The 26,923-nt window shown below is 62.9% G+C and carries 22 protein-coding genes; 4 read left to right on the forward strand and 18 right to left on the reverse strand.

What is annotated here, in order from left to right; translation table 11 throughout:
* Positions 1 to 44: 44 nt before the first annotated feature.
* From C6Y56_RS26810 to C6Y56_RS26820, 3 genes are all read right to left on the reverse strand, one after another.
* The gene (locus C6Y56_RS26810) at positions 45 to 638 is read right to left on the reverse strand and encodes a YceI family protein (protein ID WP_169432275.1); all 594 of its coding nucleotides are present in this window, start codon (positions 636 to 638) and stop codon (positions 45 to 47) included.
* Positions 639 to 669: 31 nt separating this feature from the next.
* Entirely contained in the window at positions 670 to 1,221 is a 552-nt protein-coding gene (locus C6Y56_RS26815) for a cytochrome b (RefSeq protein ID WP_169432276.1), read from the reverse strand.
* A gap of 249 nt (positions 1,222 to 1,470) precedes the next feature.
* Positions 1,471 to 3,267 carry a flavin monoamine oxidase family protein gene (locus C6Y56_RS26820; RefSeq protein ID WP_169432277.1) on the reverse strand — a complete coding sequence of 599 codons (1,797 nt, stop codon included), beginning with the start codon at positions 3,265 to 3,267 and terminating at the stop codon, positions 1,471 to 1,473.
* Between the two features lie 223 nt (positions 3,268 to 3,490).
* On the opposite strand from C6Y56_RS26820, the gene C6Y56_RS26825 reads away from it, so the two are divergent.
* Positions 3,491 to 4,897 (forward strand): adenosylmethionine--8-amino-7-oxononanoate transaminase, encoded by a 1,407-nt coding sequence (locus C6Y56_RS26825; protein WP_007953301.1) that lies wholly within the window; start codon positions 3,491 to 3,493, stop codon positions 4,895 to 4,897.
* A gap of 152 nt (positions 4,898 to 5,049) precedes the next feature.
* Positions 5,050 to 5,769, forward strand: coding sequence for a 16S rRNA (uracil(1498)-N(3))-methyltransferase (locus C6Y56_RS26830; RefSeq protein WP_169432278.1), 720 nt, complete (start codon positions 5,050 to 5,052; stop codon positions 5,767 to 5,769).
* Positions 5,770 to 5,773: 4 nt separating this feature from the next.
* On the opposite strand, the gene C6Y56_RS26835 is transcribed toward C6Y56_RS26830, so the two are convergent.
* Together C6Y56_RS26835 and C6Y56_RS26840 are read right to left on the reverse strand one after the other, a co-directional pair.
* Positions 5,774 to 6,676: a transporter substrate-binding domain-containing protein gene (locus C6Y56_RS26835; protein ID WP_169432279.1), complete on the reverse strand. Its 903-nt coding sequence runs from the start codon at positions 6,674 to 6,676 to the stop codon at positions 5,774 to 5,776.
* 41 nt (positions 6,677 to 6,717) lie between these two features.
* The gene (locus tag C6Y56_RS26840) at positions 6,718 to 7,959 is read right to left on the reverse strand and encodes a D-amino acid dehydrogenase (protein WP_169432280.1); all 1,242 of its coding nucleotides are present in this window, start codon (positions 7,957 to 7,959) and stop codon (positions 6,718 to 6,720) included.
* A 108-nt stretch (positions 7,960 to 8,067) separates the two neighbouring features.
* On the opposite strand from C6Y56_RS26840, the gene C6Y56_RS26845 reads away from it, so the two are divergent.
* Entirely contained in the window at positions 8,068 to 8,979 is a 912-nt protein-coding gene (locus tag C6Y56_RS26845) for a LysR family transcriptional regulator (RefSeq protein ID WP_169432281.1), read from the forward strand.
* On the opposite strand, the gene trhA is transcribed toward C6Y56_RS26845, so the two are convergent.
* Entirely contained in the window at positions 8,976 to 9,593 is a 618-nt protein-coding gene (trhA, locus tag C6Y56_RS26850) for a PAQR family membrane homeostasis protein TrhA (protein ID WP_169432282.1), read from the reverse strand. The two genes, C6Y56_RS26845 and trhA, sit on opposite strands and share 4 nt — an antisense overlap.
* 141 nt (positions 9,594 to 9,734) lie before the next feature.
* Between trhA and C6Y56_RS26855 the strand changes: the two genes are divergently transcribed.
* Positions 9,735 to 10,664: a LysR family transcriptional regulator gene (locus C6Y56_RS26855; protein WP_169432283.1), complete on the forward strand. Its 930-nt coding sequence runs from the start codon at positions 9,735 to 9,737 to the stop codon at positions 10,662 to 10,664.
* A 219-nt stretch (positions 10,665 to 10,883) separates the two neighbouring features.
* On the opposite strand, the gene madM is transcribed toward C6Y56_RS26855, so the two are convergent.
* The 12 genes from madM to C6Y56_RS26915 all read right to left on the reverse strand — a co-directional run bounded on the left by madM (position 10,884) and on the right by C6Y56_RS26915 (position 26,916).
* Positions 10,884 to 11,648, reverse strand: a complete 765-nt coding sequence (gene madM / locus C6Y56_RS26860; protein ID WP_007953314.1) for a malonate transporter subunit MadM — start codon at positions 11,646 to 11,648, stop codon at positions 10,884 to 10,886.
* A gap of 1 nt (position 11,649) precedes the next feature.
* Positions 11,650 to 12,066, reverse strand: a complete 417-nt coding sequence (madL, locus tag C6Y56_RS26865) for a malonate transporter subunit MadL (RefSeq protein WP_007953315.1) — start codon at positions 12,064 to 12,066, stop codon at positions 11,650 to 11,652.
* A 62-nt stretch (positions 12,067 to 12,128) separates the two neighbouring features.
* The gene (gene mdcH / locus C6Y56_RS26870) at positions 12,129 to 13,049 is read right to left on the reverse strand and encodes a malonate decarboxylase subunit epsilon (protein ID WP_169432284.1); all 921 of its coding nucleotides are present in this window, start codon (positions 13,047 to 13,049) and stop codon (positions 12,129 to 12,131) included.
* Complete coding sequence (locus C6Y56_RS26875; protein ID WP_169432285.1) at positions 13,046 to 13,666, reverse strand: malonate decarboxylase holo-ACP synthase; 621 nt, start codon at positions 13,664 to 13,666, stop codon at positions 13,046 to 13,048. The genes mdcH and C6Y56_RS26875 overlap by 4 nt, the downstream gene beginning before the upstream one ends.
* Entirely contained in the window at positions 13,660 to 14,445 is a 786-nt protein-coding gene (gene mdcE, locus C6Y56_RS26880) for a biotin-independent malonate decarboxylase subunit gamma (protein ID WP_169432286.1), read from the reverse strand. Before mdcE ends, C6Y56_RS26875 begins: the two co-directional genes overlap by 7 nt.
* Entirely contained in the window at positions 14,442 to 15,293 is an 852-nt protein-coding gene (locus tag C6Y56_RS26885) for a biotin-independent malonate decarboxylase subunit beta (RefSeq protein ID WP_169432287.1), read from the reverse strand. Before C6Y56_RS26885 ends, mdcE begins: the two co-directional genes overlap by 4 nt.
* A complete protein-coding gene (locus C6Y56_RS26890; protein ID WP_039767948.1) occupies positions 15,286 to 15,585 on the reverse strand; it encodes a malonate decarboxylase subunit delta in 300 nt (99 codons plus the stop codon). The genes C6Y56_RS26885 and C6Y56_RS26890 overlap by 8 nt, the downstream gene beginning before the upstream one ends.
* On the reverse strand, positions 15,585 to 16,457 hold the full coding sequence (locus C6Y56_RS26895) for a triphosphoribosyl-dephospho-CoA synthase (protein WP_169432288.1): 873 nt from the start codon (positions 16,455 to 16,457) through the stop codon (positions 15,585 to 15,587). The genes C6Y56_RS26890 and C6Y56_RS26895 overlap by 1 nt, the downstream gene beginning before the upstream one ends.
* Entirely contained in the window at positions 16,457 to 18,127 is a 1,671-nt protein-coding gene (gene mdcA / locus C6Y56_RS26900; protein ID WP_127800384.1) for a malonate decarboxylase subunit alpha, read from the reverse strand. Before mdcA ends, C6Y56_RS26895 begins: the two co-directional genes overlap by 1 nt.
* 317 nt (positions 18,128 to 18,444) lie before the next feature.
* Positions 18,445 to 18,912 (reverse strand): chemotaxis protein CheW, encoded by a 468-nt coding sequence (locus C6Y56_RS26905; protein WP_169432289.1) that lies wholly within the window; start codon positions 18,910 to 18,912, stop codon positions 18,445 to 18,447.
* Positions 18,905 to 24,820 (reverse strand): Hpt domain-containing protein, encoded by a 5,916-nt coding sequence (locus C6Y56_RS26910; RefSeq protein ID WP_169432290.1) that lies wholly within the window; start codon positions 24,818 to 24,820, stop codon positions 18,905 to 18,907. The genes C6Y56_RS26905 and C6Y56_RS26910 overlap by 8 nt, the downstream gene beginning before the upstream one ends.
* A 35-nt stretch (positions 24,821 to 24,855) precedes the next feature.
* The gene (locus tag C6Y56_RS26915; RefSeq protein WP_169432291.1) at positions 24,856 to 26,916 is read right to left on the reverse strand and encodes a methyl-accepting chemotaxis protein; all 2,061 of its coding nucleotides are present in this window, start codon (positions 26,914 to 26,916) and stop codon (positions 24,856 to 24,858) included.
* Positions 26,917 to 26,923 lie beyond the last annotated feature (7 nt).

The following is a 26,923-nucleotide window of genomic DNA, read 5'->3' on the forward strand; positions in this document are numbered from 1 at the left end:
CCCCGGTCGCAAGACCGGGGGCGTTTTTGTAGGGCTGGCGAAAATTACTTCGCTTTGACACCTTCGAACGAGATGTACAGGTCGACTTTGTCAGACTGTGGACCCAGGTCCATCATCTTGCCGAAATCAGAACGCTTGATGCTGGTAGTGCCTTCGAAGCCGGCACGGTAGCCGCCCCATGGATCCTTGCCTTCACCCAGGAAAGTGGCCTTGACCACGATCGGCTTGGTCACGCCGTGCAGGGTCAGGTCACCGGTCACGTCGGCAGTGTCTTTGCCATCGGCGTTCTTGCCGGTGGACTTGACGCTGGTGGAGACGAACTTGGCGTCAGCGTATTTGCCCACGTCCAGGAAGTCTTTGCTGGAGATGTGCTTGTCACGCTCGGCGTGGTTGGTGAACACGCTGGCGGTCTTCACGTCGAACTCGATCTTGCTGTCTTCAGGCTTGGCAGCATCGAAGCTGAACTTGCCGCTGATGTCCTTGAAGGTACCGGTGATGTAGCTGTAGCCCAGGTGGCTGATCTTGAAATCGACGAAGGCGTGCTGGCCTTCCTTGTCGACGGTGTAGTCAGCAGCCATTACGTTGGCGGACAGCACGGCAGAACCGATTGCCAGAGCGGCCAGAGTCTTTTTCAACATGCTTTCTTTTCCTTTGAGTCGAGGTTGAGCTTCAGGCTTTGCGACCGAGCATTCGAGTGAGGGTCGCATCACGATCGATAAAGTGGTGCTTCAATGCTGCCAACGCATGGAGGCCGGAAAAAATTACCAGCGCCCACGCCAGGTACAAATGAATCACCCCGGCGGTATCTGCCTGATCCGGTAGTCCGGAAACCAGTGCAGGAACTTCAAACAGGCCAAACACCGGAATCCCGACACCGTCTGCGGTGGAAATCAGGTAACCGGCAATCATCACGGCGAACAGCGCGAGGTACAGAAACCCGTGGCCAAACTTTGCGCCGATGCGGGTCATGCGGCTGTAGCTCTGCAGCGTTGGCGGCGGTGGGCTGACAAAACGCCACAGCACCCGCAACACCATCACAGCCAGCAGCACCAGCCCGATGCTCTTGTGCAGATCCGGCGCCTCTTTACGCCAGGTGCTGTAGTAATCCAGCCCCACCATCCACAGACCGAGCGCGAACAGTCCGAAGACCGCCAACGCCACACCCCAGTGCATGAAGATACTGACCCAACCGTAGCGCGAAGAAGAATTACGTAGCTGCATTGCCCAAATCCTGTGAGAACTGCGAACCAAGACTAGCGAGTTATCTATCGAATTAAAGCGGAAAATTTCGCTTTGAAATATCGAGAAATACGATCAAGAGTCTTGGACAGGGGAGTTAAGGAAAGATTAAAGGTGAAAAGTGTGACGGGAGATTAGCTGGCGAACGAGCAAACACAGGATGCTTGCTGTTTCACAGGCAATAAAAAAGCGCGGCATGAAAGCCGCGCTTTTTTCATTCACCGCAAAGCCTTACTGCGCTTTGGTATCGGTGCTTGTCGCCGGAGTCGCCGCCGGTTTGGCCGCTGGCTTCTTCGCCGGTTCAGTCTTTTTCGTTGCAGGTTTGGCCGGGGCTTTTTTCGCCTCGGTCTTGGCCGCAGGTTTCTTCGCTGCTGGCTTGGCAGGCGCTTTCTTGGCTGGCTCGGTTTTCACCGGAGTCGCTGGCTTCGGCGCTTCAACCGGGGCTGGCGCAGGTGCCGGAGTCGGTGCAGGCGCTGGAGCGGCTGGAGCAGGTACCGGTTCGGGGGCTTTCACAGGCGCTGGTTTCTTCTCGTCATCCGAACCACCGAACAGGTTGGTGAAGAAGTTACCTTTCTTCGCCGCCGTGGCCGCACCCGCTGCGCCTGCCGCCGCTGCTGCAGTGGCCGCCGCCGGGCCGACCTTGATCGGTTCGAAGGATTTGCCCGCCGCCAGGTCTTCAACCTGACTGGCCGCGCGCTGACCGGTGCGCAGCGCGCCTTCCAGGGTGCCCGGATACAGGGTGTCGGTGTGCTCGCCAGCAAACGCTACGCGCAGCAGCGGACGCTCCCACAGGCGCCAGTACTTGCTGATCTGGCCAGGACCGAAGGCCAGGTACGAACCACCAGTCGATGGATCGGTGCTGTAGCGACGGATTTCATAACCGGTGAACGCACCACGGGCCTGTGGATAAAACGCGTGCAGACGAATCAGCACCTGATCGACCATCTGCTTGTCGCCGAACGCCTGCATCACCCGGGCATTGTCGCCGGACAGGTTGATCACCACGTTCGCGCCGCCCTTCAGGGCCGGCTCGATCCACAGCATGCCCAGACCGGTGTTGCTGTAGATCTCGCCGGACATCCGCGCCTTGCTTTCCCACACTGGCGTCTTGAACTTCAGCATGATCTGGTCACGCCAGCCGTAGTTGGTGCCTTTGATCGCGGCCAGGTGCTGTGCATCCAGGGCCGGGGTCAGCTGAATCTTGTCGAGGGCACGCAATGGCACCGCCAGTACGACGTAGTCTGCCTGATAGCCCACGCTGCCGACCTTGACGGTCACGCCGTCCTTGTCCTGGACAATCGCGGACACCGGCGAACTGGTCTTGATGGTTTTCAGTTGCTTGACGAAGGCCTGGGCCAGCACCGGGCTGCCACCCACCAGACGCGAAGCGCGCATGTCACGGTCGGACACGCCGCGATAAACACGGCTTTGCTGTGCGTAGTACAGCAGCGACAGACGCGAAGGTTCGTCGTAATGGGTGCGGATATCCTGGTTGATCAGCTGACGCGCAGTGGCAGGCAGGTTCTGCTTGTCGAGCCAGCTCGACACGTTGATCTGGTCCAGTGCGTGCAACGTGTTGGTCGCCGCCGGGTTCTGCGGATCGTCGATCGAGCGCGCCAGATCGTCACGGGTTTTCTCGAAGGTTTTCAACGCCTGCGCGGTAGCCGGTTGCTTGGTGGCCAGATCGGCGGCAGAGAAATACTCGCCATCGATCAGGTAACCCGGGGTACGCACGAATTCAGGGGCCGGCGTGGTGCTCAGCTTGAAAGTCGAGACGTACTTGTTCAGCACCGGCTGCGCCTTGTCGTTGCCGATCCACTCGCTGGTGGCCATGCCCGAGCGACCGCCCAGGCTCGGCTTGGCTTCCAGCAACGTGACCTGCCAGCCCTTGTTCTGCAGTTCGTAAGCCGCGGTCAGGCCCGACAGGCCGCCGCCGATCACGATCGCGGTTTTTTCCTTGGCCAGCGCCGTAACGCTGAAAAGCCCCAACACCACAAGCGCACAGGCGCGCAGCCAACCGACAGACATTCAGCGAACTCCGGAAAAACACGTAGGAAAAAGCAGTTTTGCGGGTCAGTCGACCCAAAGAACCGCGAAGAATACGTCAGCCATCAAAACGCCGCCAGCGACGTCTATCGGCCCATACAAAGTAGCTCAATCGACACAATGGGTTGTTCCGGCGCGACGCATTGCATAGGCTTGCGCGATTGTTTGCCCGCGCCTGACGCGAGCCGCCTCGAGGAGACTGAACATGGGCCTGAACAACCAGTGGATGCAACGCGATCTCGCGGTGCTGTGGCATCCCTGCACCCAGATGAAAGACCACGAACAGCTGCCGCTGATCCCGATCAAGCGCGGTGAAGGCGTCTGGCTGGAAGACTTCGAAGGCAAGCGTTATCTGGATGCGGTCAGCTCCTGGTGGGTCAACGTGTTCGGCCACGCCAACCCGCGCATCAACCAGCGCATCAAGGATCAGGTCGATCAGCTGGAACACGTGATTCTGGCCGGTTTCAGCCATCAGCCGGTGATCGAACTGTCCGAGCGGCTGGTGAAGATGACGCCGGAAGGCTTGAACCGGGTGTTCTACGCCGATAACGGTTCGTCCTGCATCGAAGTCGCGCTGAAAATGAGCTTTCACTACTGGCTCAACCGCGGCCAGCCGAACAAGAAGCGCTTCGTCACCCTGACCAACAGCTACCACGGCGAAACCATGGCGGCGATGGCGGTCGGTGATGTGCCGTTGTTCACCGAAACCTACAAAGCGCTGCTGATGGACACCATCAAGGTGCCGAGCCCGGATTGCTACCTTCGCCCGCAGGGCATGAGCTGGGAAGAGCATTCGCGCAATATGTTCGCGGCCATGGAGCAGACGCTGGCGGAAAATCATGACAGCGTCGCCGCGGTGATCGTCGAGCCGCTGATTCAGGGCGCGGGTGGCATGCGCATGTATCACCCGGTGTACCTCAAGCTGTTGCGCGAAGCCTGCGACCGTTACGGCGTGCACCTGATCCACGACGAAATCGCCGTCGGTTTCGGCCGCACCGGGACGATGTTCGCCTGCGAACAGGCCGGCATCCGTCCGGACTTCCTGTGCCTGTCGAAAGCCCTGACCGGCGGCTATCTGCCGTTGGCCGCGTGCCTGACCACCGACGAGGTGTACAGCGCGTTCTACGACGATTACCCGACCCTGCGCGCCTTCCTGCACTCGCACAGCTACACCGGCAACCCATTGGCCTGTGCAGCGGCCCTGGCGACCCTAGATATTTTCGAGCAGGACAACGTGATCGAAAACAACCGGGCGCTGGCTCAACGCATGGCGTCGGCGACGGCGCATCTGGTGGATCATCCGAATGTTTCGGAAGTCCGTCAGACCGGCATGGTGCTGGCGATCGAGATGGTCAAGGACAAGGCCACGAAAGAGGCTTATCCGTGGCAGGAACGTCGCGGCCTGAAAGTGTTCCAGCATGCCCTGGAGCGTGGCGCGTTGCTGCGTCCACTGGGCAGCGTGGTGTATTTCCTGCCGCCCTACGTGATCACCCCGGAGCAGATCGACTTCCTCGCCGAAGTCGCCAGCGAAGGCATCGACATCGCCACCCGAGACAGCGTCAGCGTGGCAGTGCCGAAGGATTTTCATCCGGGTTTTCGCGATCCGGGCTGATCCAGATTATTCAAGATCTGTGGTGCCTGGACTTCCGCTTTCGCGAGCAAGCCCGCTCCCACATTTGGAATGCATTTCCCTGTGGAAGCGGGCTTGCTCGCGAATGAAGTCGACACCGTTTTAACTGATTCACATCTTTCCAGAGACTCCGAATGAGACTGTCCCGCTTCTTTATCGACGCCCCGCTGAGCACCGGCGAACACGAATTGCCGGAAGCCCAGGCGCATTACATCAGCCGCGTGCTGCGCATGGCCGAGGGCGATGCGGTGCAGTTGTTCGACGGCTCCGGCCATGAGTTTCGCGGTTCCCTGGTGGAAGTCGGCAAGAAACGCGTGGTGGTGCAGATCGACGAGCAGTTCGCAGGTCAAGTCGAATCACCGCTGCGCATCCACCTCGGCCAGGGCCTGTCCCGGGGCGAGCGGATGGACTGGGCGATCCAGAAAGCCACCGAACTGGGCGTGACTGAAATCACCCCGATCTTCAGCGAACGCTGCGAAGTCCGGCTCAAGGACGAACGCGCCGACAAACGCCTGCTGCACTGGCGCCAGGTGGCGATCAGCGCTTGCGAGCAATGCGGTCGCTCGCGAGTGCCGGTGATTCATCCACCGGTGCTGCTGGCCGACTGGCTGAAGCAGACCGAAGCCGAACTGAAACTGGTGCTGCACCCGGTGGCCGAACCGCTGGTCAGCCACGTCAAACCATCGACCCTGGCGTTCCTGATCGGACCGGAAGGCGGCTTGTCCGACGCCGAAGTCGAGCAGGCCAAGGGCAACGGCTACCACGCCGCCCGCCTCGGCCCGCGCGTGCTGCGCACCGAGACGGCGCCGGTTGTGGCGCTGGCAGTGGCTCAGCAACTATGGGGTGATTTCTAACCCGTTACTGCACCGGATCACTGATCGGTCTGGCGATGATTGCCTTGAGTTCGCTGGTCATCGGGAACTCAAGGTTCAGGCCCTTCGGCGGGATCGGCTGTTCGAACCACTTGCGGTAGATCCCGTTGATCTCCCCTGAGCTGTACAGGTCAGCCAGCACACCGTTGACCAGCGCGAGGAACTGCGGATCATCCTTGCGCACCATGCAGCTGTAGATTTCCCGGGATTGCTCCTCCCCCACCACGACCCAGTTGTGCGGATCGCGCGCTTTGGCCCGCTCGCCGTAAAGCAGTGCATCGTCCATATAGAACGCTGCCGCACGGCCTGATTGCAGCATCTGGAACGCCTCGCCGTGATCCTTGGCGCTGATCACGAACATGTTCAGTTTGTGGTCGAGGTTGTAGCTCTTCAGATAACGCTCGTTGGTGGTGCCGGCGGTCGTCACCACGTTCTTGCCGCGCAGATCGTCGAAGCGGTTGATGCCGCTGTCTTTGGCGGTCAGCAGCTGACCTTTGACGTAGATGAAACCGTAGGAGAACGCGACCTGCTTCTGCCGCTCGGCCGTCACCCCGGTGGAGCCGCATTCGAGGTCGACCGTGCCGTTCTGCACCAGCGGAATCCGCGTCTGCGAGGTCACCAGGTTGTACTTCACCTTCAGCTCCGGCAACGCCAGTTGCTGCCTGATGCGCTCGACGATCTTGTCCGCCAGCTCCACTGAATAGCCCATCGGCTGCCCGGTGTGATCGCCCACATACGAGAAAGGCACCGACGCATCGCGATACCCCAGGGTGATGCTGTTGGCGCTGGCGATCTTGCCGAGCGTACCGGTCAGCGGCACTTCACTGGCCTGGGCCTGAGCACCGAAAACCAGCGCCAGAGTGCAGCCGAGCAACGTGATTTTTTGCATTGTTATTCTCCGTTGTGGGTGGGGTGTTTTAGCAGAAACCGTCACGCCGCACGGGGATTGAACCCGTGCAGATCAATGGATGTGCGCTGCTGGCCGATCAGTTCACTGAGCAACTGCCCGCTGCCGCAGGCCAGGGTGAAACCGAGCGCGCCGTGGCCGAGGTTGAGCCACAGATTGCGATACGCCGTGGCGCCCAGCAGCGGAACGCCGGTGGGGGTGGCCGGGCGCATGCCGGCCCACTCCACGGCCGCGTCGTAGTCGCCGGCGTCGGGAAAGGTGTCGCGGGCCTGACGCTTGATCAGCGCCAGCCGCTGGGGGTCCACCGCCGGGTCAAAACCGACGATGTCGACCATCGCCGCCACGCGCAGTTGTTCGCCGATACGGGCGTAGACGATCTTGCGGTCGTAGTCGGTGATACTCACGTCCGGCGCTCGATGCTCGCTGCCGATCGGCACGGTCAGGCTGTAGCCCTTCAGGGGATACAGCGGCAGATTCAGGCCGGGCAGCGCCAGCAACGGGCTGCGATGGCCGGCGGCGATTACCAGTTGTTCGACCGGCAGGGTTTCTTCGCCAAGTTCAATGGCCGTGACGGCGCCGTGACTGTGGCGGATAGCGGTCACTGCCTGACCGAAACGAAACGCGCAGCGGCCCGACGCCTTCAATCGCGCCGCCAGCTGTTGGCAGAAACCGTGACAGTCGCCGACTTCTTCATCCGGCGTGTAGATCGCGCCCACAAACGGCGCATCGGTCAGTGCCGGTTCCAGTTGCGCACATTCGGCGGCGGACAACACCTGCTGTTGCTGCGGATCGGCGAGCCCCTTGCGCGCATGGTCGAAGCTGGCGGCATGGCGGAAGCTCACCAGTTTGCCGTTGCGCCGCCAGTTGAAGCCGGCGAGTCCGTCGTCCTCGCGCCAGCGTTTCAGCGTGCGCTGGCTGAACAGCGCCAGACGCAACAAATGCGCGGCGTTTTCACGGTTGACCGAAGTGCGGCACGCAGCGAGAAACGAGGCCATCCAGCGCCACTGCGCCGGGTCCAGGCGCGGGCGAAGTTTCAGCGGTGAGTCGCCGCGCAGCATCCAGCCGATTGCCTGCAACGGCACGCCGGCGTCGGCCAGCGGCGCAACGTAGCGATAGGACAACTGGCCGCCGTTGGCGAAACTGGTTTCGCTGCCCGGCGACTGCCGCGCCTCGACCACCGTCACCTCGAAGCCGTCGCGCACCAGCGCCCAGGCCGTTGCCAACCCGATCACGCCGCCGCCGATGATGCACACACGCTGAGCCATGTCCGTCCTTAATCGTTCTTGAAGACGAGGCCGAGGTTAGGGTGAGGTGACAGGCGCCGAACAATGAATAAAGATGCCAAACCTATAAACAAAGGTTATGGGATCGTCATGCGCCTTCGTCATATCGAGATTTTCCAGGCCATTCGCCAGACCGGCTCGATCAGCGCCGCTGCGCAGTTGCTGCACGTCTCGCAACCGGCGGTGACCAAGGTGTTGCAGCACGCCGAGCAGCAGCTGGGTTTCCCTCTGTTTTTGCGGGTGCGCGGCAAGTTGCAGGCAACCCCCGAAGCGCTGGAGCTGGAGCGCGAAGTCGACAAGGTCACGGAAAGCCTGCAAGGCGTGCGGCGTCTGGCCCAGAGCCTGCGCCGCGAGCCCGGCCACAGCCTGCGGATCGGCGCGACTCCGGCGCTGGCGCTGTCGTTACTGCCGCCGGCGATCCGGCAATGGACGGCGCAATTCCCGGACATCGCCTGCGAACTGTCGAGCGCCCACAGCCGCGAGCTGATGCAGAACCTGCTGATGCGCGAAGTGGATGTGGCCCTGACGTTGCAGTTGCCGGACCATCCGGGGCTAAAGGCCGAAGCGCTGGCCTCGGGGGTTCTGGTGGCGCTAGCGCCGAAGGGTTATTGGCCGGAGGAAGATGCCGGCCAGCCGTTGCCGCTGATGGCACTGGCCGGGGCGCCGCTGATCGGGCTGTCCAGCGCCGATCCGCTGGCCGCGCGGCTCGACAGTTATCTGGAGGCGGTCGAGCCGCCACCCCGGGTGCGGATTGCGGTACAGACGTATTCGCTGGCGCGTGCGATGGTGGAGTCCGGCGCCGGGGTGGCGGTGATCGATCCGTTCACCGCGCTGGGGGCTTCGCCGACCAGCACCGTAATCCGCCCGTTGGCGCCGCCCTTGCCGATCACGCTGTACGCCGTGACCCGCGCCACCGAACCATCACCCCATACGCTGAATGATTTGCTGGAGATTTTCAGTCAGCGCGCCGGCGAACAACTCGGCCGCCTGATGGGCATTTAAAGGACGTAAAACAGAATCGCCACAAAGTGCAGCAGGCTCCCGGCGATCACAAACAGATGCCAGATCCCGTGGGCATGCCGCAACCGGTGATCAAGGGCAAAAAAGATGATCCCCACGGTGTACAACACGCCGCCCGACGCCAGCCAGGCAAACCCCGCCGTCCCCAGCGCGACGATCAGCGGCTTGACCGCCACCAGCACGATCCAGCCCATCACCGCGTAGATCACGATCGACAGGATCCGCGCCTCCGAGCGCGGCTTGATTTCTTGCAGGATGCCTATCAGCGCCAGGCCCCAGACAATCCCGAACAGCGTCCAGCCCCACGGCCCACGCAGGGTCACCAGGCAGAACGGCGTGTAACTGCCGGCGATCAGCAGGTAGATCGAAAAGTGATCGACCTTCTTCATGATCGCTTTCTTGCGACCGCGCACGCTGTGGTACACGGTGGATGCGCTGTAGAGCACCAGCAAAGTGAAGGCGTAAATCGCCACGCTGACGATCTTCCACGGGCTGCCGTCGAGGCTGGCAATCACCAGCATCCACACGCCCCCGACAAACGCCGCTACCGCCCCGACCAGATGCGTCCAGGCGTTCAGTTTTTCTCCGTGATACATGTGTCACACACCTCGATTTCATTACCGCAGCGCGCAAGGCTCGGGCCTTGAGCGTAAAAGCGCAATGTTTCCGTTCAACGCGGGCCTGCACCTGTCCTGATATTTGGGCACAATCGAGCGATACCAAGAAGAGTCCGCGCCATGCTGATCGACGAAGAATTGACCCTGAAGAAACTCGAGGTGTTCCTCGCCTTCATGCGCACCGGCAACCTCGCCCGCGCCGCCGCCGAGTTGCAGACCAGCAACGTCAGCGTGCACCGTGCGATCCATTCGCTGGAAAGCGCCCTGCGCTGCCCGCTGTTCAAGCACGAAGGCCGCAACCTGACACCGCTGGAAAGCGCTTATGTGCTCGAAGAGCGAGCGCAGAAGCTGATTCAGGACGTGGTCGAAAGCGTGCGCCTGACCCGCGAAGCCGCCGGATTCTCCGCCGAGCGCTTCAAGCTCGGCTCGCTGTATTCGCTCACGGTGAAGACCGTGCCGCAGCTGATCATGGGCCTGAAGATCCGCCGCAGCGAACTCAACATCGACCTGATCCTCGGCTCGAACATCGACCTGCTCTACAAGCTGAAAAACATGGAAGTCGACGCGATCCTGGTGTCACTGGACGACACCGTCAACGACCCGGACTGCGAGCAGATCCCGCTGTTTTCCGACGACATCTTCCTCGCCACCCCGGCCGATTCGCGCTTCGCCCAACGCAGCGAAGTGGATCTGGCGGAGGTGCGCGACGAAACCTTCATCACCCTCACCCAAGGCTTCGCCACCCATCAGGACGGCATCCGGGTGTTCAGACAGGCAGGGTTCGAGCCGAAGGTGGCGATGCAAGTCAACGACATCTTCACCCTGCTGAGCATGGTCAGCTCCGGAGTCGGTTATGCGTTGCTGCCGGGAAGGATTGCGGCGGTGTACGAGAACCGGGTGAAGCTGATTCCGTTACAGGAAAAGTACCGGTTGCAGCAGCACATTGGTGTGGTGTTTTTGAAGGCCAAGGAGCGGGATCCGAATTTGCTGGCGTTGCTGGCGGAGTGTCGGATGTATGCGAATCGGGATGCGGCTGGGAGCCATCTTTAAGGATCAGATTCTCGTGTTGAACTTGAGAACCTTCCCCCTCACCCCAGCCCTCTCCCCCAAGGGGGCGAGGGGAAAGGGAGCAGATCGGGGGATCTTTCAAAATCTGAGTTCGACTCAGGAATTTCAGGTCGATGTATAGCGCATAAACAACTCGGTCAGTCCCCTCTCCCTCTGGGAGAGGGTTAGGCGGGCGGCGTTCCGATGAGGGGCTTTTGACGTTCAGCCCACAATCCCGCGAACAATGAAGAACAGCAGCGAAGGCCCAAGCAGGCAGCCAAGCCCAGTGTGGAAGGTCGCGGTCAACGCCCCATAAGGCACCAACCGCCGATCCGTCGCCGCCAGCCCCGCCGTCACACCACTCACCGTCCCGGCCAGCCCGCCAAACACCATCGCCGAGCGCGGGTTATCCAGCCCCATCCAGCGCGCCGCCACCGGGGTGCCGACCATCACCAGAATCGCCTTGATCAACCCGGTGGCAATCGACAGCGCCATCACATCCGAAGTCGCGCCAATCGCCGCACCGGTCACCGGCCCGACGATGTAAGTCACCGCCCCCGCGCCGATGGTGGTCATGCTCACCGCATCGCGATAACCGAACGCGTAAGCCATGCACGCGCCGACAATGAACGGCAGAATCGTGCCCAGCAGCAGCGCAATCACCCCGATCATCCCGGCCTTCTTCGCCTCGGTCGCCTGCACTTCAAACGCCGTGGCAACGATGGCGAAATCCCGCAGCATCGCGCCGCCCATCAGGCCGATGCCGGAGAACAGCGTCAGGTCCGCCAGGCCCTTCTGCCCGCCCGTCATCGTCCCGCCGACCCAGGCCAGCACCAGACCGATGACAATGGCAATCGCCGAGCCGTGAATCCGCCCGAACGTCAGGCGTTTGGAGAGGATCACCGAGACCCACATGATCACGCCGACGAAGGCGAAGGCGGTGATCAGACCGTTGTGTTCCAGACCTTTTTCAATGAGATCCCACATGTCAGCGACCTCCTACCGGTGTGCCGACCGGGGAAATTTCCGCCGGCTCGTCGGGCAAGGGCTCGCCCTTGTGGGTGCGGCTGATCAGGGCAATCGTGCAGCCACAGACCACCACCGAACCAATCGCCGCCAACACCGCCACCGGGCCGCCGTGCAGGGCGGTGACGACGTTCTGCTGCGCGGCCATCGCCACTACCACCGGAATGTACATGGCGCCCCAGAAGCCGACGCCCATCTCGCAATCCTTGGTCATGCCGCCGCGTTTCTGCATCCACAACCGCGCGCAGATCAACAGGATCATGGCGATGCCGACCCCGCCGACGTTGGATTTGACCCCCAGCAGTACGCCGAGCAGGTCACCCATGATCACCCCTGCCAGCGTACAGATCGCCAGCAGCGCCACACCGTAAATAATCATTGTTGTAGTCCTCAAAGTGCATCGTCGAATTGTTTTTGTTGTTCGAAGCCTGAGTCGGTGATTTAGGGTCGTCGGCCCTCCTCTTCACGCAACAGCGCCTGCAAGGTGTCGAGCCGGGCACTGTCGAAGGCAGTGACGGTCCCCTGTTCGAACACCCGGCGCGCCAGCCCGGTCAGCACCGCACCGGGCGGCAGTTCGATCTGTAGACGTACGCCGCGCTCGTAAGCGCTTTGCACGGTGCCGCGCCAGTCCACCACGCGGCACATGTTGAAGGCGAGATCGTCGCGCAGCGCTTCAACCTGGGTCACAGGCCTTGCGCGGCTGCCGCTCAGGTAAGCGATTTTCGGTGTTTTCAGTGCCACTTTGGCGAACGCCTCGGCGAGGGTTTGCGCGGGTTCATCCAGCAACGGGCAGTGCGACGGCACGCTGACCGCCAGACGCTTTGCCAGACCGGCGCCACGACTGCGCGCCAGCTCGGCGACCGCTTGCATCGCCTTGTCGCTGCCGGCAATCACCACCTGGTTATCGGCGTTGATATTGGCCAGATAAACCGGCGAATCTGCACCGTGCACCTGAGCCAGCAAATCTTCGACTGTAGATAATTGCAGGCCGATGATCGCGGTCATGCCGAAGCCCTGTGGATAAGCCTGCTGCATCAACTCGCCGCGCAGGCTGACCAGATGCAACGCATCGCTGAAGCTCAACGCTCCGGCGACCACCGCTGCCGGATACGCACCGATGGACAGGCCGGCGACGTAATCCGCTGTGAGTCCGTCCTGTAACAATTGCCGCGAGGCTGCGACCCCGGCGATCAGCAGACAGAGCTGAACCGCCCGAGTGCTGCGCAAGGCTTCGCTGGAATCCAGCCGCAAGACATCTTCACCGAGGCTATCGCGGGCCTCGATCAGCGTTTCCCGAGGCAAACGCTGGAGCATGCCGGGCTGCTGCGCGCCCTGGCCGGGAAACACCAGCAGACTGCTCACGCTGCCTGCTCCTGCGGGTTCCATGGGTCGCTGACCAGACAGGCTTCATGGGCGTTTTTCAGCAGCACCCGCGAAGCGTTCCCGGCCCACTCGCGCAGGGCCACCGCGCCGAACGGTGTCTGCAATTGCAGGTCGACCCGGCAGATCGCCTGATCGAAAACCGCGACCAGTTTGCGTGCCTGATTGCGGGTGATGAGTTGCGGTGTACGCAGGATCAGATCGAGATCACTGGCCTGGTGCATGGCTGCAAAACCACTCGCCAGTTCAAACCCGACACTGCCACTGACGCCCCAGATCCAACCGCAATCATCGAGCACCGGCCGCAGCTGCCGCAGCGCCTGCATGACCGGCAGATCGCGCTCGCTCTCAACATCACAAAGCGCTTCAGGACTGACCCGACAGGCAATCGAGTCGATCGCCATGAACGCCGCCAACCGCTGCTCGCGCAACACTCCGCGCACGCCCACCGCCACGAATCCGTCTTCACTCAACGCCCGCCGCACCACCACCGGTTGCCCGGCAGCCAGCGAATCAATCGCCCACGGCGGCGCATCCGCTGGCAACTGTGCCGGCGTCATGCCCCACAGCAGGTCGTGGGCCAGAGGCGTGTTCACCACTGCGCCCTCAGCAGTTCACGTACACGACTGGAGGCTTCGCGATTTTTCGCGCCGAGACGATTGCTCAAATCCGTCGTGCCAACATCACCGATGGCTTGCTTCAGGCATTCGCCGACTCGCGCCAGATCCTCCGCCGTCGGCTGTTCGATCTGCTGCACCGACAGGGTTTCCCAGAGCAATCCGAGGCTGGCATAGCTGTCGATGTCATAGGCCATCGGCGGCACGCTGGACGCCAGGGCTTCCAGTTCTTCGACGCTGCGCAAGGTCACCCGCGCTGCCGACGCCTTGCCCATCGCGTGCACCATCACCCCCGGATCACGCAGGGCGATCAAGCGGTTGGCCTGATAACCGTGGGCCAGAAACGCCCCGGACATGGCCTTGCCCACCAGCAACGCAATCACCGGATGCCCGGCCAGACGCGCGCGGGCATAAGCATCCGCCGCACCGGCCAGGGCCTGGTGAATGCCGAGGGCTTCTTCGCGGCGACCGTAAGCCTGGCTCGGCACATCGACGATGGCGATCAAGGCACGTTTTTGCGTCTTGTCGCGGTCGGCGGTGATCGCGTCATCCACCGCCTTGGCCAGCCCCCAGCCTTCGAGCAAACCGACTTCGCCGTTGCGAGCGCGTGGGAAACGGTTTTGCGGATCGGCGACCACCGCAATAAAGCGCCCAAGTGGGCCGTCAGCGACCTTCAGCGATGGCGGCAAACCTTCAACGGCATCCGCACCAGCGCTCAAGGCGTTGAACCAGTTCAAACCGCGCACGGAATAACCACTCATGAGCGCTCTCCTTGATACAGATCGCGAACCACCGAAGGCTCGATTTGCTTGTCAGTGTCCAGGCTCGCCAGGCGCTGCAGGAACCACTCGGCCCGCTGGCTGCGCGGTTGTGACGGCAGACCCTGTTGCAGCAATTCACTGACCTGCTGGCGAATCTGCGCCACGTCATCGGCGACATAACGATCCACCAGACCACTGACGAAACGTTGCTCACCGCCGGTCAGGCTCCAGATGAAAGGCCGGTCGCGGGAGTCGTATTCCTCGATCCCGGCTTCCTGCTCGATCACCTGCGGGCCGTTCAGGCCGAGGCGTGCTTCCTGGGTCACCAGCAAGTAGCTGCACAGGGCGGCGGCAATCGACATCCCGCCAAAACAACCGACGCTGCCGGCCACCACGCCGACCACCGGTTGGTATTGCTGCAGATCGACAATCGCCGCGTGAATGTCGGCAATCGCCGCCAGCCCGAGGTTGGCTTCCTGCAAGCGCACGCCACCGGTTTCCAGCAGCAGGATGGCGCGGGTCGGGATGCCTTTGCGGTTGTCTTCGGCGGCCAGTTCCAGCGCGCCGGCGATTTTTGCGCCACCGACTTCACCGAGGCTGCCGCCCTGAAACGCGCCTTCGATGGCCGCGATCACCACCGGCAAACCGTCGAGGCTGCCCTTGGCGATCACCACACCGTCATCGGCCTGGGGCACCACGCCCTGACGTTCGAGCCACGGCGACATGACGCGTTGAAACGGGTCGAGCAATTCGCGCAAGGTGCCGGTGTCGAGCAAGGCTTTCGCCCGCTGCCGTGCGCCGAGTTCGACGAAGCTGTGTTTGTGCAGAAGTGCCGAGGTGTCAGTCATGGCCGATCTCCTCGAAGCCTTGCTCCAGGCGCAGGCGCACCACGCCTGGGGTCGCGCCGAAGTCGTGGATATCGATGGCCATCGCCGGTGGCGTGGTGCCGTCGAACATCCGCGCAAACAGATGCTGCCAGCGCTGCTCGGCGCCGTTGACCGAAGTCTGGACGTTGATCGTCAGCTTGCCGGCCAGGCCCGGTTCGATCAGCACTTCCAGATCGCCCGAGCCGACACAACCGACCAGCGCCCGACCACGTGGCGGCTGCCCGGCGGGGAATTCAAAGGATAAGGTTTCCATCAAAACGCTCCCTGAAGGATGCCGTCGCGCTCGACCCGGTCGAGCAGCAGCGTGGCGGCGAGCAAGTCGGCGGCGCCACCGGGCGAGGCATTCAATGCGATGAGTTGTTGATCCAGTTCGTGCAGGCGGCGGCGACCGGTGAGGCTGGCGCTGCCCCCGGCGTCGAGCACTGCCTGGGCGCCGTGTTGCATGGCGTGCAAACCCTGTTCACCGGCGCGATACAGCACGCAGGTGTCGGCGAGGTCGGTCATTATCGCCAGCAAGCCATCGAGCCGGGCGTTCTGTTCGCCATGGCCGGCGGCGCGGCTGCGTTTAAGCTGCGGCAGGCCACGCTGCACCACGGACGGGAAGCCGAGCTGCGCTTCTTCCCGGGCACCGCGAGCGCCGTAGCGCTGGGCGACTTGAGCGCCATGGCTCAGCGGGCGCGGCGCATACCGATCGTCGAGCAATGCCAGACGCGCAGCGCACAGCGTGACGGCGCCAGCGCTGGTGGACTTGGTATCCAGCGCAGCAGCCGTGACCAGCAGGCCCAACGCCCAGATCGCCCCGCGATGGGTGTTCACACCGTGGGTGGTGGCGAGCATCGCTTGCTCGCCTTCCCGTCCGATGCGGCCAATGGCTTCGCGCAACGGCAAGCCGATCTCGCCGAACTCGAGCGCGGCCTCGGCCATTTCCTTGAACGCCGGCCACAACGCCAGCGCCGAGGCGTGCATCAATCCCAGGTGCAGATCGGTGTGCGCACCATTGCCGCGACGGTCGACCAGCGCAGGTTTCGGCGACAGGTCGGCTTCGTCGATCAGCGCGTCCACGGCCAGATCCGCCAGCCGTTCCGCGAGGGTGATGGTTTTCGGTTGCAGGTTGAGTGCGTGCATTACCAGCTCCTGAACTTGGCGGGCGGGTTGTAGAGGCCGCCGGACCACTCGACCAGATCGGCCACGCTCTTCGCCGCGAGCAGTTCGCGAGTGGCGTCGGTGCGACGGATGCCGAGGTCTTCGGGCAAGGCGATCAGGCCTTCGCGGCGCATGCGTTCGGTGTCTTTCGGGTTGTGGCGCAGGCCGATGGCGGTGACGCCAGCGACCGCAGCGATCATCGCCTGACGCTCTTCCAGCGAGCGCGCCTTGTACAGGTAGGCAATGCCTTCTTCGGTGAGCAGGTGGGTGACGTCGTCGCCGTAGATCATGATCGGCGCCAGCGGCATGCCGCTCTTCTTCGCCACCTCCACCGCGTCGAGAGTCTCGACGAAGGTCGGTTTGCCGCCCTCCTGGAACGTCTCGACCATCTGCACCACGAGTTTCTTGCCGCGTTCGAGCATCGGTTGCTGCGAATCGTCATGGCGCATATCGAGCCAGGCCGGGGTGCCGTGACGGCGTCCTCGCGGGTCGTGGCCCATGTTTGGTGCGCCGCCGAAACCGGCGAGGCGGCCACGGGTGACGGTTGAGGAATGGCCATCGCCATCGACTTGCAGGGTTGCGCCGATGAACAGGTCCACCGCGTATTGCCCGGCCAGTTGGCAGAACATCCGGTTGGAACGCAGCGAGCCGTCGCGCCCGGTGAAGAACACATCGGGCCTGGCGGCGATGTAGTTTTCCATGCCCAGTTCAGTGCCGAAGCAATGCACGCTTTCGACCCAACCGCTTTCAATCGCCGGGATCAGGGTCGGGTGCGGATTGAGCGTCCAGTTGCGGCAGATCTTGCCTTTGAGGCCGAGTGATTCGCCGTAGGTCGGCAGGATCAGTTCAATGGCCGCGGTGTTGAAACCGATGCCGTGGTTCAGCGACTGCACGTTGTGTTTTTCGTAGATCCCACGGATCGCCATCATCGCCATCAGCACGTGCACAGGCTTGATGTGCCGAGGGTCACGAGTGAACAGCGGCTCGATGTAGAACGGCTTGTCCGCCACCACCACGAAATCGACCCACGATGCGGGAATATCCACCCGGGGCAGTTCGCTGACGTCGTCCACCAGTTGATTGACCTGGACGATGACGATGCCGTCGCTGAAGGCGGCCGGTTCGATCAGTGCCGGGGTGTCTTCGGTGCTCGGGCCGGTGTAGATGTTGCCGGCACGGTCGGCCATGAACCCGGCCGAAAGCACGACGTTGGGGATCAAGTCCACCACCAGCCGGGCATAGAGTTCGATGTAGGTGTGGATCGCGCCGACTTCGAGCAAGCCGTCTTCGAGCAACTGGCTGATGCGCAGGCTCTGGGTGCCGGCGAAGGAGAAATCCAGCTTGCGGGCGATGCCGCGTTCGAACAGGTCCAGATGCTCGGAGCGACCGACGCTGGGCATGATCATGTGCAGGTCGTGGAGCTTTTCAGGATCGGCCTTGGCCAGCGCACGGGAAAGGAAATCCGCCTGCTTCTGGTTGTTGCCCTCCAGCACCACACGGTCGCCGGGCAGAATCAGCGCTTCCAGTGCCGCGACGATTTTGTCGGTGGGCAACACCGCACCGTCGGCCAACCCGCGCACCTTGTCGAGACGCCGCTGCTTCTCGTCGCGCCGCCGCGTCCAGCGCGAGTCGGGGGAAATTGTTGTTGTCATGCTCACTCCACGGGGTTCGCTGTCGTGGAGCTACCTTAGGAGTGTCGGGTGGGGGCATCAATCAAGCGCGATGTTGAATCATTACGGTCAGCGTAATGATCAAGAGCTGCCCCTCACCCTAGCCCTCTCCCGGAGGGAGAGGGGACCGATTGGGGGATGTTCGATAGATTCACCGACCTGAACGTGTTGCAGTGAATCCATAATCGACTGGTTATTTCAGGTCGATGGATAGCGCCAGACACCTCGGTCGGCCCCCTCTCCCTCCGGGAGAGGGCTGGGGTGAGGGGGAAACCGGGCAACCCAAAATTCAAGCGAACTCAAACCAGCCCCGCATCCACCAACAACGTCTCCAGTGCCAACAAATCCGGCACCTTCGCCACCTGTTCCCCGACCTGCACCGCCGCCTGCTCCAGCGCACACAGAGGCACGTCGACATAGCTCAACTGGCTGTCGAGCTTGTACGAGCGCGGAATCCCCTGCACCAGCAAGGCGATGAAGCGCAGCGCGGGCAATCCGCCCAGAGCGTTGAGGATGACGATCCGTGCCCGTTCGCCGATGACGATCTTGTTGCCGCACGCCGACTCGAAACTCAGCAGCGGGATCTGCCGCTCGCGCCAGGTCACCCGGCCCAGATACCACGGCGGGGTATCGAGGTCGAAGGCGCTGGACTGGTAGTCGATCAGCTCGGCGACGGCGACGTTGGGCAGGATCAGGTTGCGATCGGCCAGCGGCAACAACAGCCCGGTGAGCTGACTGCTGCGTTGATTGTGGCGCCGCTCATGCATGTTTTTTGCTCCACAGGGCAATGCTTTCGAGCAGCACCGATTCCTGGTACGGCTTGCCGAGGTAGTCGTTGACGCCGATGGCCATCGCCCGGTCGCGGTGTTTCTGCCCGGTACGCGAGGTGATCATGATGATCGGCAAGTGTCGCAGGCGCTCGTCGTGGCGCACCTGGGTCGCCACTTCAAAGCCGTCCATGCGCGGCATTTCGATGTCGAGCAGCATCAGGTCCGGCATGTGTTCTTCCAGCAGCAGCATCGCATCGACCCCGTCCTTGGCGGTCAGCACGTTCATGCCGTGGCGTTCGAGCAGACGGCTGGTGACCTTGCGCACGGTGACCGAATCGTCGACCACCATCACCAGCAGCGGCTTTTGCGGTTCACTGTCGATCTCGTGACTGACCGGACGCTGCGGCAATCGCGCCTGCATGGCGCGGATCGGCGCCAGCAGATCGAGGATCAGCACCACCCGGCCATCGCCGAGGATCGTCGCCCCGGACACGCCCTGCACCGATGCGAACTGCGGGCCGAGGCTTTTGACCACGATCTCCCGGGTGCCGGCCATGGCATCGACCTGCACCGCAATGTGCCGCTCGTTGCACTGCACCAGCAGCACCGGCAGCGGCAGGCTCTGGCCAATGAGTTTCGGGCGCGGCGCGGTTTTCAGCAGCTCGCCCAGATAACACAGTTCATATCGCTGGCCACCGTACTCGTAGCGCGGCGGATCGTGACGGAAATGCCCGTCCAGTTCGTTCGGCAGCACGCGGACGATGCCGTCGATGGTGTTCAGCGGAATCGCGTATTGATCCTCACCGCACTGCACCATCAGCGCACGGTTGACCGATACGGTGAACGGCAGGCGAATCCGGAAATGCACGCCCTGCCCCGGCACCGAGTCGATGCTCATGGTACCGCCCAGTTGCCGCACTTCTTCGTGAACCACGTCCATGCCCACGCCACGCCCGGAAATCTGGGTGATTTTCTCGGCGGTGGAGAAGCCCGGCTGAAGGATGAACTGCAACACTTCGCGGTCGCTGATTTCCGCGTTCGGCGCCAGCAGGCCGCGCTTGATCGCCTTGCGTCGCACGGCATCCAGCGGCACGCCAGCGCCGTCATCGCGGATGTCGAAAACGATGTCGCTGCCCTCGCGGGACAGGTCGAGGCTGATCTGCCCCTGGGCGGGCTTGCCCGCTGCCAGTCGCACGTCGGCCGGTTCCAGGCCATGGTCGACGGCATTGCGCAGCATGTGCTCCAGCGGCGCGGCCATGCGTTCGAGGACATTGCGATCCATCTCGCCTTCGGCGTTGCCGACGGTGAACGCCACGTCCTTGCCCAGCTCTTCGGCGACCTGGCGGACGATGCGCTTCAGACGCGGCAACATGCGCTCGAACGGCACCATGCGCGTGCGCATCAGGCCTTCCTGCAACTCGGTGTTGATTCGGCCCTGCTGCTGCAACAGGTTCTCGGCGTCGTGGGTGCGTCGGTCGAGGGTTTCCTTCAGGTCCAGCAAGTCGGAAGCGGACTCGAACAGCGCCCGTGACAGTTGCTGCAACTGCGAGTGACGGTCCATTTCCAGCGGGTCGAAATCTTCGTAACCGAGGCGTTCGGCATCCACTTGCTGACGGCTGAGAATCCGCCCCTGGGTTTCGGTATCGAGCCGGCGCAACTGATCGCGCATACGCTCGATGGTGGTTTCCATCTCGTTCAGGGCGGTCTGTGCATCGCTGACCTGCTGCTCGATACGGCCACGGAAAATCGACGTTTCGCCCGCGAGGTTGACCAGGTCATCGAGCAGTTCGGCGGAGACCTTGACCATGTCCGCGCCGGCCTCGGCAGCGGGCGCGGCGGGCTCGGCCTTCACCGGTGCCGGCAGCATCGGCGCAGGGGCTTCCACCGTCACCGGATGGCTGAAATTCTGGATCGCACTGATCAGCCGATCCGCTGGCGGGCACGGCTGGCCGGCGCGCACCGCATCGAGCATCTGCGCCAACCGGTCATGGCCGCGCTGCAACAGGGCAAACAGTTCGGCGCTGCCCTGCAGGGTGCCGGAGGACAGGCTTTCGTAAAGGTATTCCAACTCATGGGCGAGGTCGCCGATCGGGCCGATCTCCACCATCCGCGCGCCGCCCTTGAGGGTGTGCAGGTCGCGCAGCAGGGTTTCCACTTCCTGGCGGTTGCCGGGTTCGGCCTGCCAGCGCAGCAACGCGGCACCGGAGTTTTCGATGATGTCGAAACCTTCTTCGAGGAAGATCTCCAGCAGCTCCGGATCGTGTCCGGCGCCGTCATGGCTGGCGGCGGCGGGCGGTGTTGCGGGGCTGCCGGCCTGGCCCTGACGGAACTGGCGGATCGCGTCGATCAGGTCCTGCGCCGGTTTCAGTGGCTGAGGGTCATGCAGCTCGTCGAGGAACAACGCCAGGCGGTCATGGCATTGCAGCAACAGTCGACCCAAGGCGTCGCTGTGGTTGTAGCGGCGATCCACCAGGCCTTCGTAAAGGCTCTCCAGCTCCTGGGCCAGGTCGCCAACGGCCTCGACCTCGGCCATTCGTGCCCCCCCCTTGAGGGTGTGCAGATCCCGTTGCAGCGACGACAGCGGCGCAGCGTTTTCCGGGTCGTTCAACCAGCGCTGCAAGGCTTGTCCGGCGCTGTCGAGAATGTCCACCGCCTCTTCGAGGAAGATCTCGACGATCTCCTCATCCGGGGCGATCCCGGTGGTGCTTTTTTGCAGTTCGGCGGTGGCGCTGCCCAGCTCTGAAATGCTCAGGGTACGACTGCCATCGCTGCGAATCAGGCCCATGGCCGATGGGTCGAGGCCTTCGTCGAGCAGTTCGTGCAGTGCACGGATGCGCTGCGGTTGCGGGGTGATTTCCTGGCCGGCGGCCAGTTCGTCGAGCATGTTGATCAACGCTTCGTGGGCTTGCTGTGCCTCATGGAAAAACCGTTCGCTGACCGCCAGGCTGCTTTCTTCCACCGCGCCATACAAATCGAGCAAGGCTTCGCACAACACATCCACCGGCAGCAGGTCTGCCAGGTGCGCGCCCTCGCCGAGGGTCGTCAGTTCATCCAGCAACGCGCTGAGTTCCTGGCGTTCTCCGGGGTGCTGCTGCCAGCGCTGCAGGAGGTTTTCGGCGTCGAGCAGGATGTCCATGCCCTGGGCCAGGAAGTTGTTGATCAACTGTGGATCACGCTTGACCCGCAAGCTGCTGCTCGGCGTGTTGAGGATGGATTCCAGCCGCTCACTCAACAGGGTTTCGGTGCGTTTGATCAGCGACTGCGCACCGACAATCGGCGCCAGCGGATCGTGCTTGAGCTGGCGCAGACCGACGCGGAACAGGCCTTCGGCCTCCAGCAGCAGTTCCACTTCGTCCAGGTCCAGCGCCAGTTGATGGGCCTTGAACTCCCGGGCCAGTTTGTCCAGCGGCGCCGCCAGTTCGGCAATCGGTAATACGCCGGCCATCGACGCACTGCCCTTGAGGGTGTGCAACGCTCGCTGCAACTCGTCGCTGGCCTGCAACGGCACATGCTCGGCGGCCTGATCGAGGAAACGATTGAGGCTGGCGAGGTGGGTTTCGGCTTCGTTGCGGAAAATTTCCAGCAACAGCGGATCGAGCGCCGCGACGTCTTCCACGTCTTCGGCCGGTAGCGGTGTATCACCCTTGGCCAATGCGTGAGCGCGAGCCGCCAGTTGATCGACATCCTGACGCTGGCGCTGGTGGTTGATGGCGAATTCGGCAATCAGGTCCGGCAGCAACAGCAACGTATCGGCCAGCAATTGCTGCACCGCCGGCCCTGGTTCAATGCTGTGCTCCAGCACGCGGTTGAGCAGGTTTTCCACGGCCCAGGCCAGTTCGCCGAGAACCAGTGCACGGACCATTCGCCCGCTGCCTTTCAAAGTGTGAAAGGCCCGGCGCAGTTCACTCAGGGCTGCGCTGTCCTGCGGATCAGCGGTCCAGCGCGGCAGGTAGTCGCGCAGTACATCAAGCACTTCCTCGGTCTCTTCGAGGAACACTTCACGCAACTCATCGTCCACCGGTTCTTCATCGGCCGGTGGCGGCAGCAGACTGCCGGGTGTGGTCAGCGCGGGCGGGTTGACCGCCGACACCGGGCTGGCCAGCACATCGGCCAGCGACTGGGCGATTTGCGGGTCATCCAGCGCTTGCAGGTCCTGCATCACCAGCGCTTCGCCGGGGCTGAGAACGTCGTCGAGCAGCGGCACATGCTGTTCGCTGGGCGGTTCGTCAGGAAAGTAGCCGAGGCTGGCCAGGCTTTTCTGCGCGACATCCAGCAGTTGCTCGCTCGGTGCCTGTGGGTCATCGGTCAGACGTTCGAGGTAATACTCGATACTGGTGATGACATCCGCGAGGTTGTCCAGTTGCTGCCAGCCCGGCTCATGCGGGTCGAGCAGCAGATGCTCGCGGATAAAACCGTTGCAGGCTTCCAGCAGGCTCGCCGCACGCGTCAGCGGAATCATTGCCAGCGCACCTCGCACCTGGGTCAGCAGCGCCGGCAATGGTTGCAGTTGCTGGCGATCCCAGTCGGCGTCGATGTAGTCGACGATCATGTCCTTGGCCTGTTGCAGGCAGATGCGTGCTTCCTTGATCACGATTTGATGGATCTGCGTCAGGTCGGTGGTTGGCAGCCGCGAATCTTCCGGGCTCTCCGGTTCCACCGTGCCGACCATCCCGGCCAGGGTCGCTTCGACGTAAAGCAAGGCGCCGGCGACGTCCATCAGCGTGGCGTCATTCGGTTCGCGCTGGCCCTGAACGAGGCTGAGCACCACCGCCAGTTGATCGATGATGACCTTGCGCGGCTGGCCGAAACCAAGCACCGCCAGGGTGTCGGCGATCTGCCGCAGCGGCGCCAGCAGGCTGTCCAGATCCGAGGTGTGCTGGCGGTCGCTGCGCACGAACAGATCGAGGCGTTCCTTGACCCGCACCAGCTCTTCGCACAGCGCCGCGAGCACCGAGCGCATGGCATCGCGGTCGGGGCCGGCCAGGCGCGCGCGTTCTTCGTCGACCATCGCGCTGTCGGGCAACGCGTCGTCCAGGGAGTAGCGATCTTTCATGGTCAGCATCTGCCCGGTGGGATGTTCGGCTTTGGCAATGTAGAACAGCAGGCTTTTGAACAGCTCGGGGGGCGGTGGCTGGTTGAGGCCGGCCATGCCTTGTTCGAGCAGGCGTTTGAGCTCCTTGTCGGCGTCCTTGAACAGGCTGCGCAGGGCCGGGCTGTTGGCGATCCGGCCTTCACGCATGCCCTCGACCAGCGCCGAGGCGACTTGCCACAACGGACTCAAGGGTGCATCGCCGCTCAGGGCTTCGAGGCGGGTGAAGACTTTGCTCAGGTAACCGAGGTGCGTCTGGTCGTCCTGTTCGCGGAGCAAGCCCACCAGCGCCATCTGCAACATTTGCCGCAACTTGCGCAGCACATTGGGCAGATCCGCCGGTTCCAGCAGGGCCAGCGCTTGCGGGCTCAAGGGCGGCAGTTCGGGCAATTGCGGGCTGAACAGGCTGGTCTCCGACAACAGGCTTTCGCCCCGGGCGCTGCGCAGATCGTTGATCAGCGGCAGCACCACCAGCGGCAAATCACGGCGGGCGCCTTGTACGCGATCAAGGTAAGTCGGCAATTGACCAAAGGCCTGCAACAGCAGGTGCAAGGCTTCGTCGCGGTGACTGACGCGGTCGTTCAGCAAGGCTTCGACCAGATGCTCCATTTCTTCGGCGAGCAGTGCCGCGCCGTAGAACTCGACCATCTGCAGACTTCCGTGCACCTGATGGATGCATGTCAGGCACTCATCGAGGCCGGGCACCGACTGCGGATCGTCGAGCACGGCTTCGATGGCCTGATGCGCCTGCCTCAGCGTTTCGGCAATTTCACCCTTGACCCATTCGAGGGCCACATAGTCGTGCCGGTCACTCATAACCACTCCGCTCGACATGAACTCGCCCGCAGGCCTCACGCCTTGTCCGTGGCGGGCGCTGGCGCCGCCGGCAAGGTGAACCCGGACACCGAACGCCGCAACTGGCTGGCCATTTTCGCCAGGTTGCCGATGCTTTCAGCGGTAGCCGTGGAGCCGGACGAGGTCTGCGAGGTGATCTGCTGGATCACGTTCATCGTCAGGGAAATCTGCCCGGCCGAAGACGTCTGCTGCTGCGCCGCGTTGGAAATGCTCTGGATCAGCGCTGCGAGGGTCTTGGACACGCCTTCGATTTCTTCCAGGGCCACTCCGGCATCCTGCGCCAGCCGCGCGCCGCGCACCACTTCGGTGGTGGTCTGCTCCATGGAAATCACGGCTTCGTTGGTGTCGGTCTGGATCGCCCGCACCAGCGTCTCGATCTGCCGGGTCGCGGCGGACGAACGTTCTGCGAGCCGCTGTACTTCGTCGGCAACCACCGCGAAACCGCGCCCGGCGTCACCGGCCATCGAGGCCTGAATGGCCGCGTTGAGGGCGAGGATGTTGGTCTGGTCGGCAATATCGTCGATCAGGCTGACGATGTCGCCGATCTCCTGGGACGACTCGCCCAGGCGTTTGATGCGTTTGGCGGTGTCCTGGATCTGTTCACGAATGTTGTCCATGCCATGGATGGTGTTGTGCACCACCTCGTTGCCCTTGTTGGCGATCTCCACCGAGCGCTCGGCCACCGCCGAGGATTCGGCGGCGTTGGCCGACACCTGATCGATGGACTGGGCCATGTCGTTGATCGCAGTCGAGGCCTCGGAAATCTGCTGGGCCTGATGCTCCGAAGCCTGGGCCAGGTGCATGGCGGTGGCCTGGGTTTCCTGTACCGCTGCGGCGACCTGGCCGGCGGTGAGGTTGATGGTCGCCACCAGGTCGCGCAACTGGTCGACGGAATAGTTGATCGAGTCGGCGATGGTCCCGGTGAAGTCTTCGGTCACCGACGCAGTCACGGTCAGGTCGCCGTCGGCGAGGTCTTCGATTTCGTCGAGCAGGCGCATGATCGCGTTCTGATTGCGTTCATTCTTCTCGGCGGTCTCGCGCAACTGACGGTTGGTTTCCCGGACCATGACCATGCCGATCAGGATGATCGATGCCAGCGCCAGCAGGCCCAGCACGTAGCCGCCGATGGTGTCGGTGCTGCGCCCCCCGGCGAGGTTCTCGAAACCGCTGGCCAGGTGCGAGGCCTCGTCAAGCAGGGTCTGCGACAGGCTGAAGATGTTGGTGGCGGATTCGCGGACCTTGAACAATTCCGGCGAGGTTTCGAGGATTTCATCCACCGAACCCGAGACGAACTGGAACAGCTCGGAAATCTCGCTCAAACGCGCACGGGCGTCGCGGTCTTCGACCTGGCTGACTTTCAGCGTCGGGTTGCCTTGCAGCATGCCGTTGAGCACCTGACCGAAACGCGCGGCATCACGACCGAAGGCATCAGCCGCCTGTTGCGAGTTTTCGTCGCCGGAAAGCACGGTGTTGACCGCGCCGAGGATCCGCTCGGCCAGCAGCGACTGCCGCTGGGCCATGGCGACCTGCGCCGCCGGCGCACCGCGTTGCAGGAGGATCTCGACGACTTTTTCGTATTCAATCTGCAACTGCGGCACGGTTTCGGCCAGGGTCGCGGCAACCTGATGCAGGGACAGTACGGTCTGTTCGCTGGAGAGAATCGCGTCAGTGTTTTTCAGCAGGCGTTCCCAGTCCAGCTGCACGGCGCGCATTTCCGGGCGCACGGTGGACGGCGCCGGCGGCAGGCCGGTGGCAGGGTCGCCTTTCTTCAGGTAGCCCCAGCGCTGGGCGAAATCGTTGCGCGCATCGCTGAGCAGCTTGAACGCGGCAGCCTTTCCGGCCGCCGCCTCGGTGGCGTTCTTGGCGATCCGCTGTGACAGCACCCGCAACTCGCCGGCGTGGCCGATGTACTGCTTGTCGTAATTGGCCTGGGTGTTGAGGTAAGCGAAGTTGGCGAACAGCAGCATGATGAACACGATCAGCGCGATGAACAGCACGATGATCTGCGAGCGGCTGCGCGAGCCTTCTGCGGGCTTGCTGATTTTTGCTTTGATCATCGGTCCT

The sequence above is a fragment of the Pseudomonas fluorescens genome (genome assembly GCF_012974785.1).
GTDB classification, from domain to species: Bacteria; Pseudomonadota; Gammaproteobacteria; order Pseudomonadales; family Pseudomonadaceae; genus Aquipseudomonas; species Aquipseudomonas fluorescens_BT.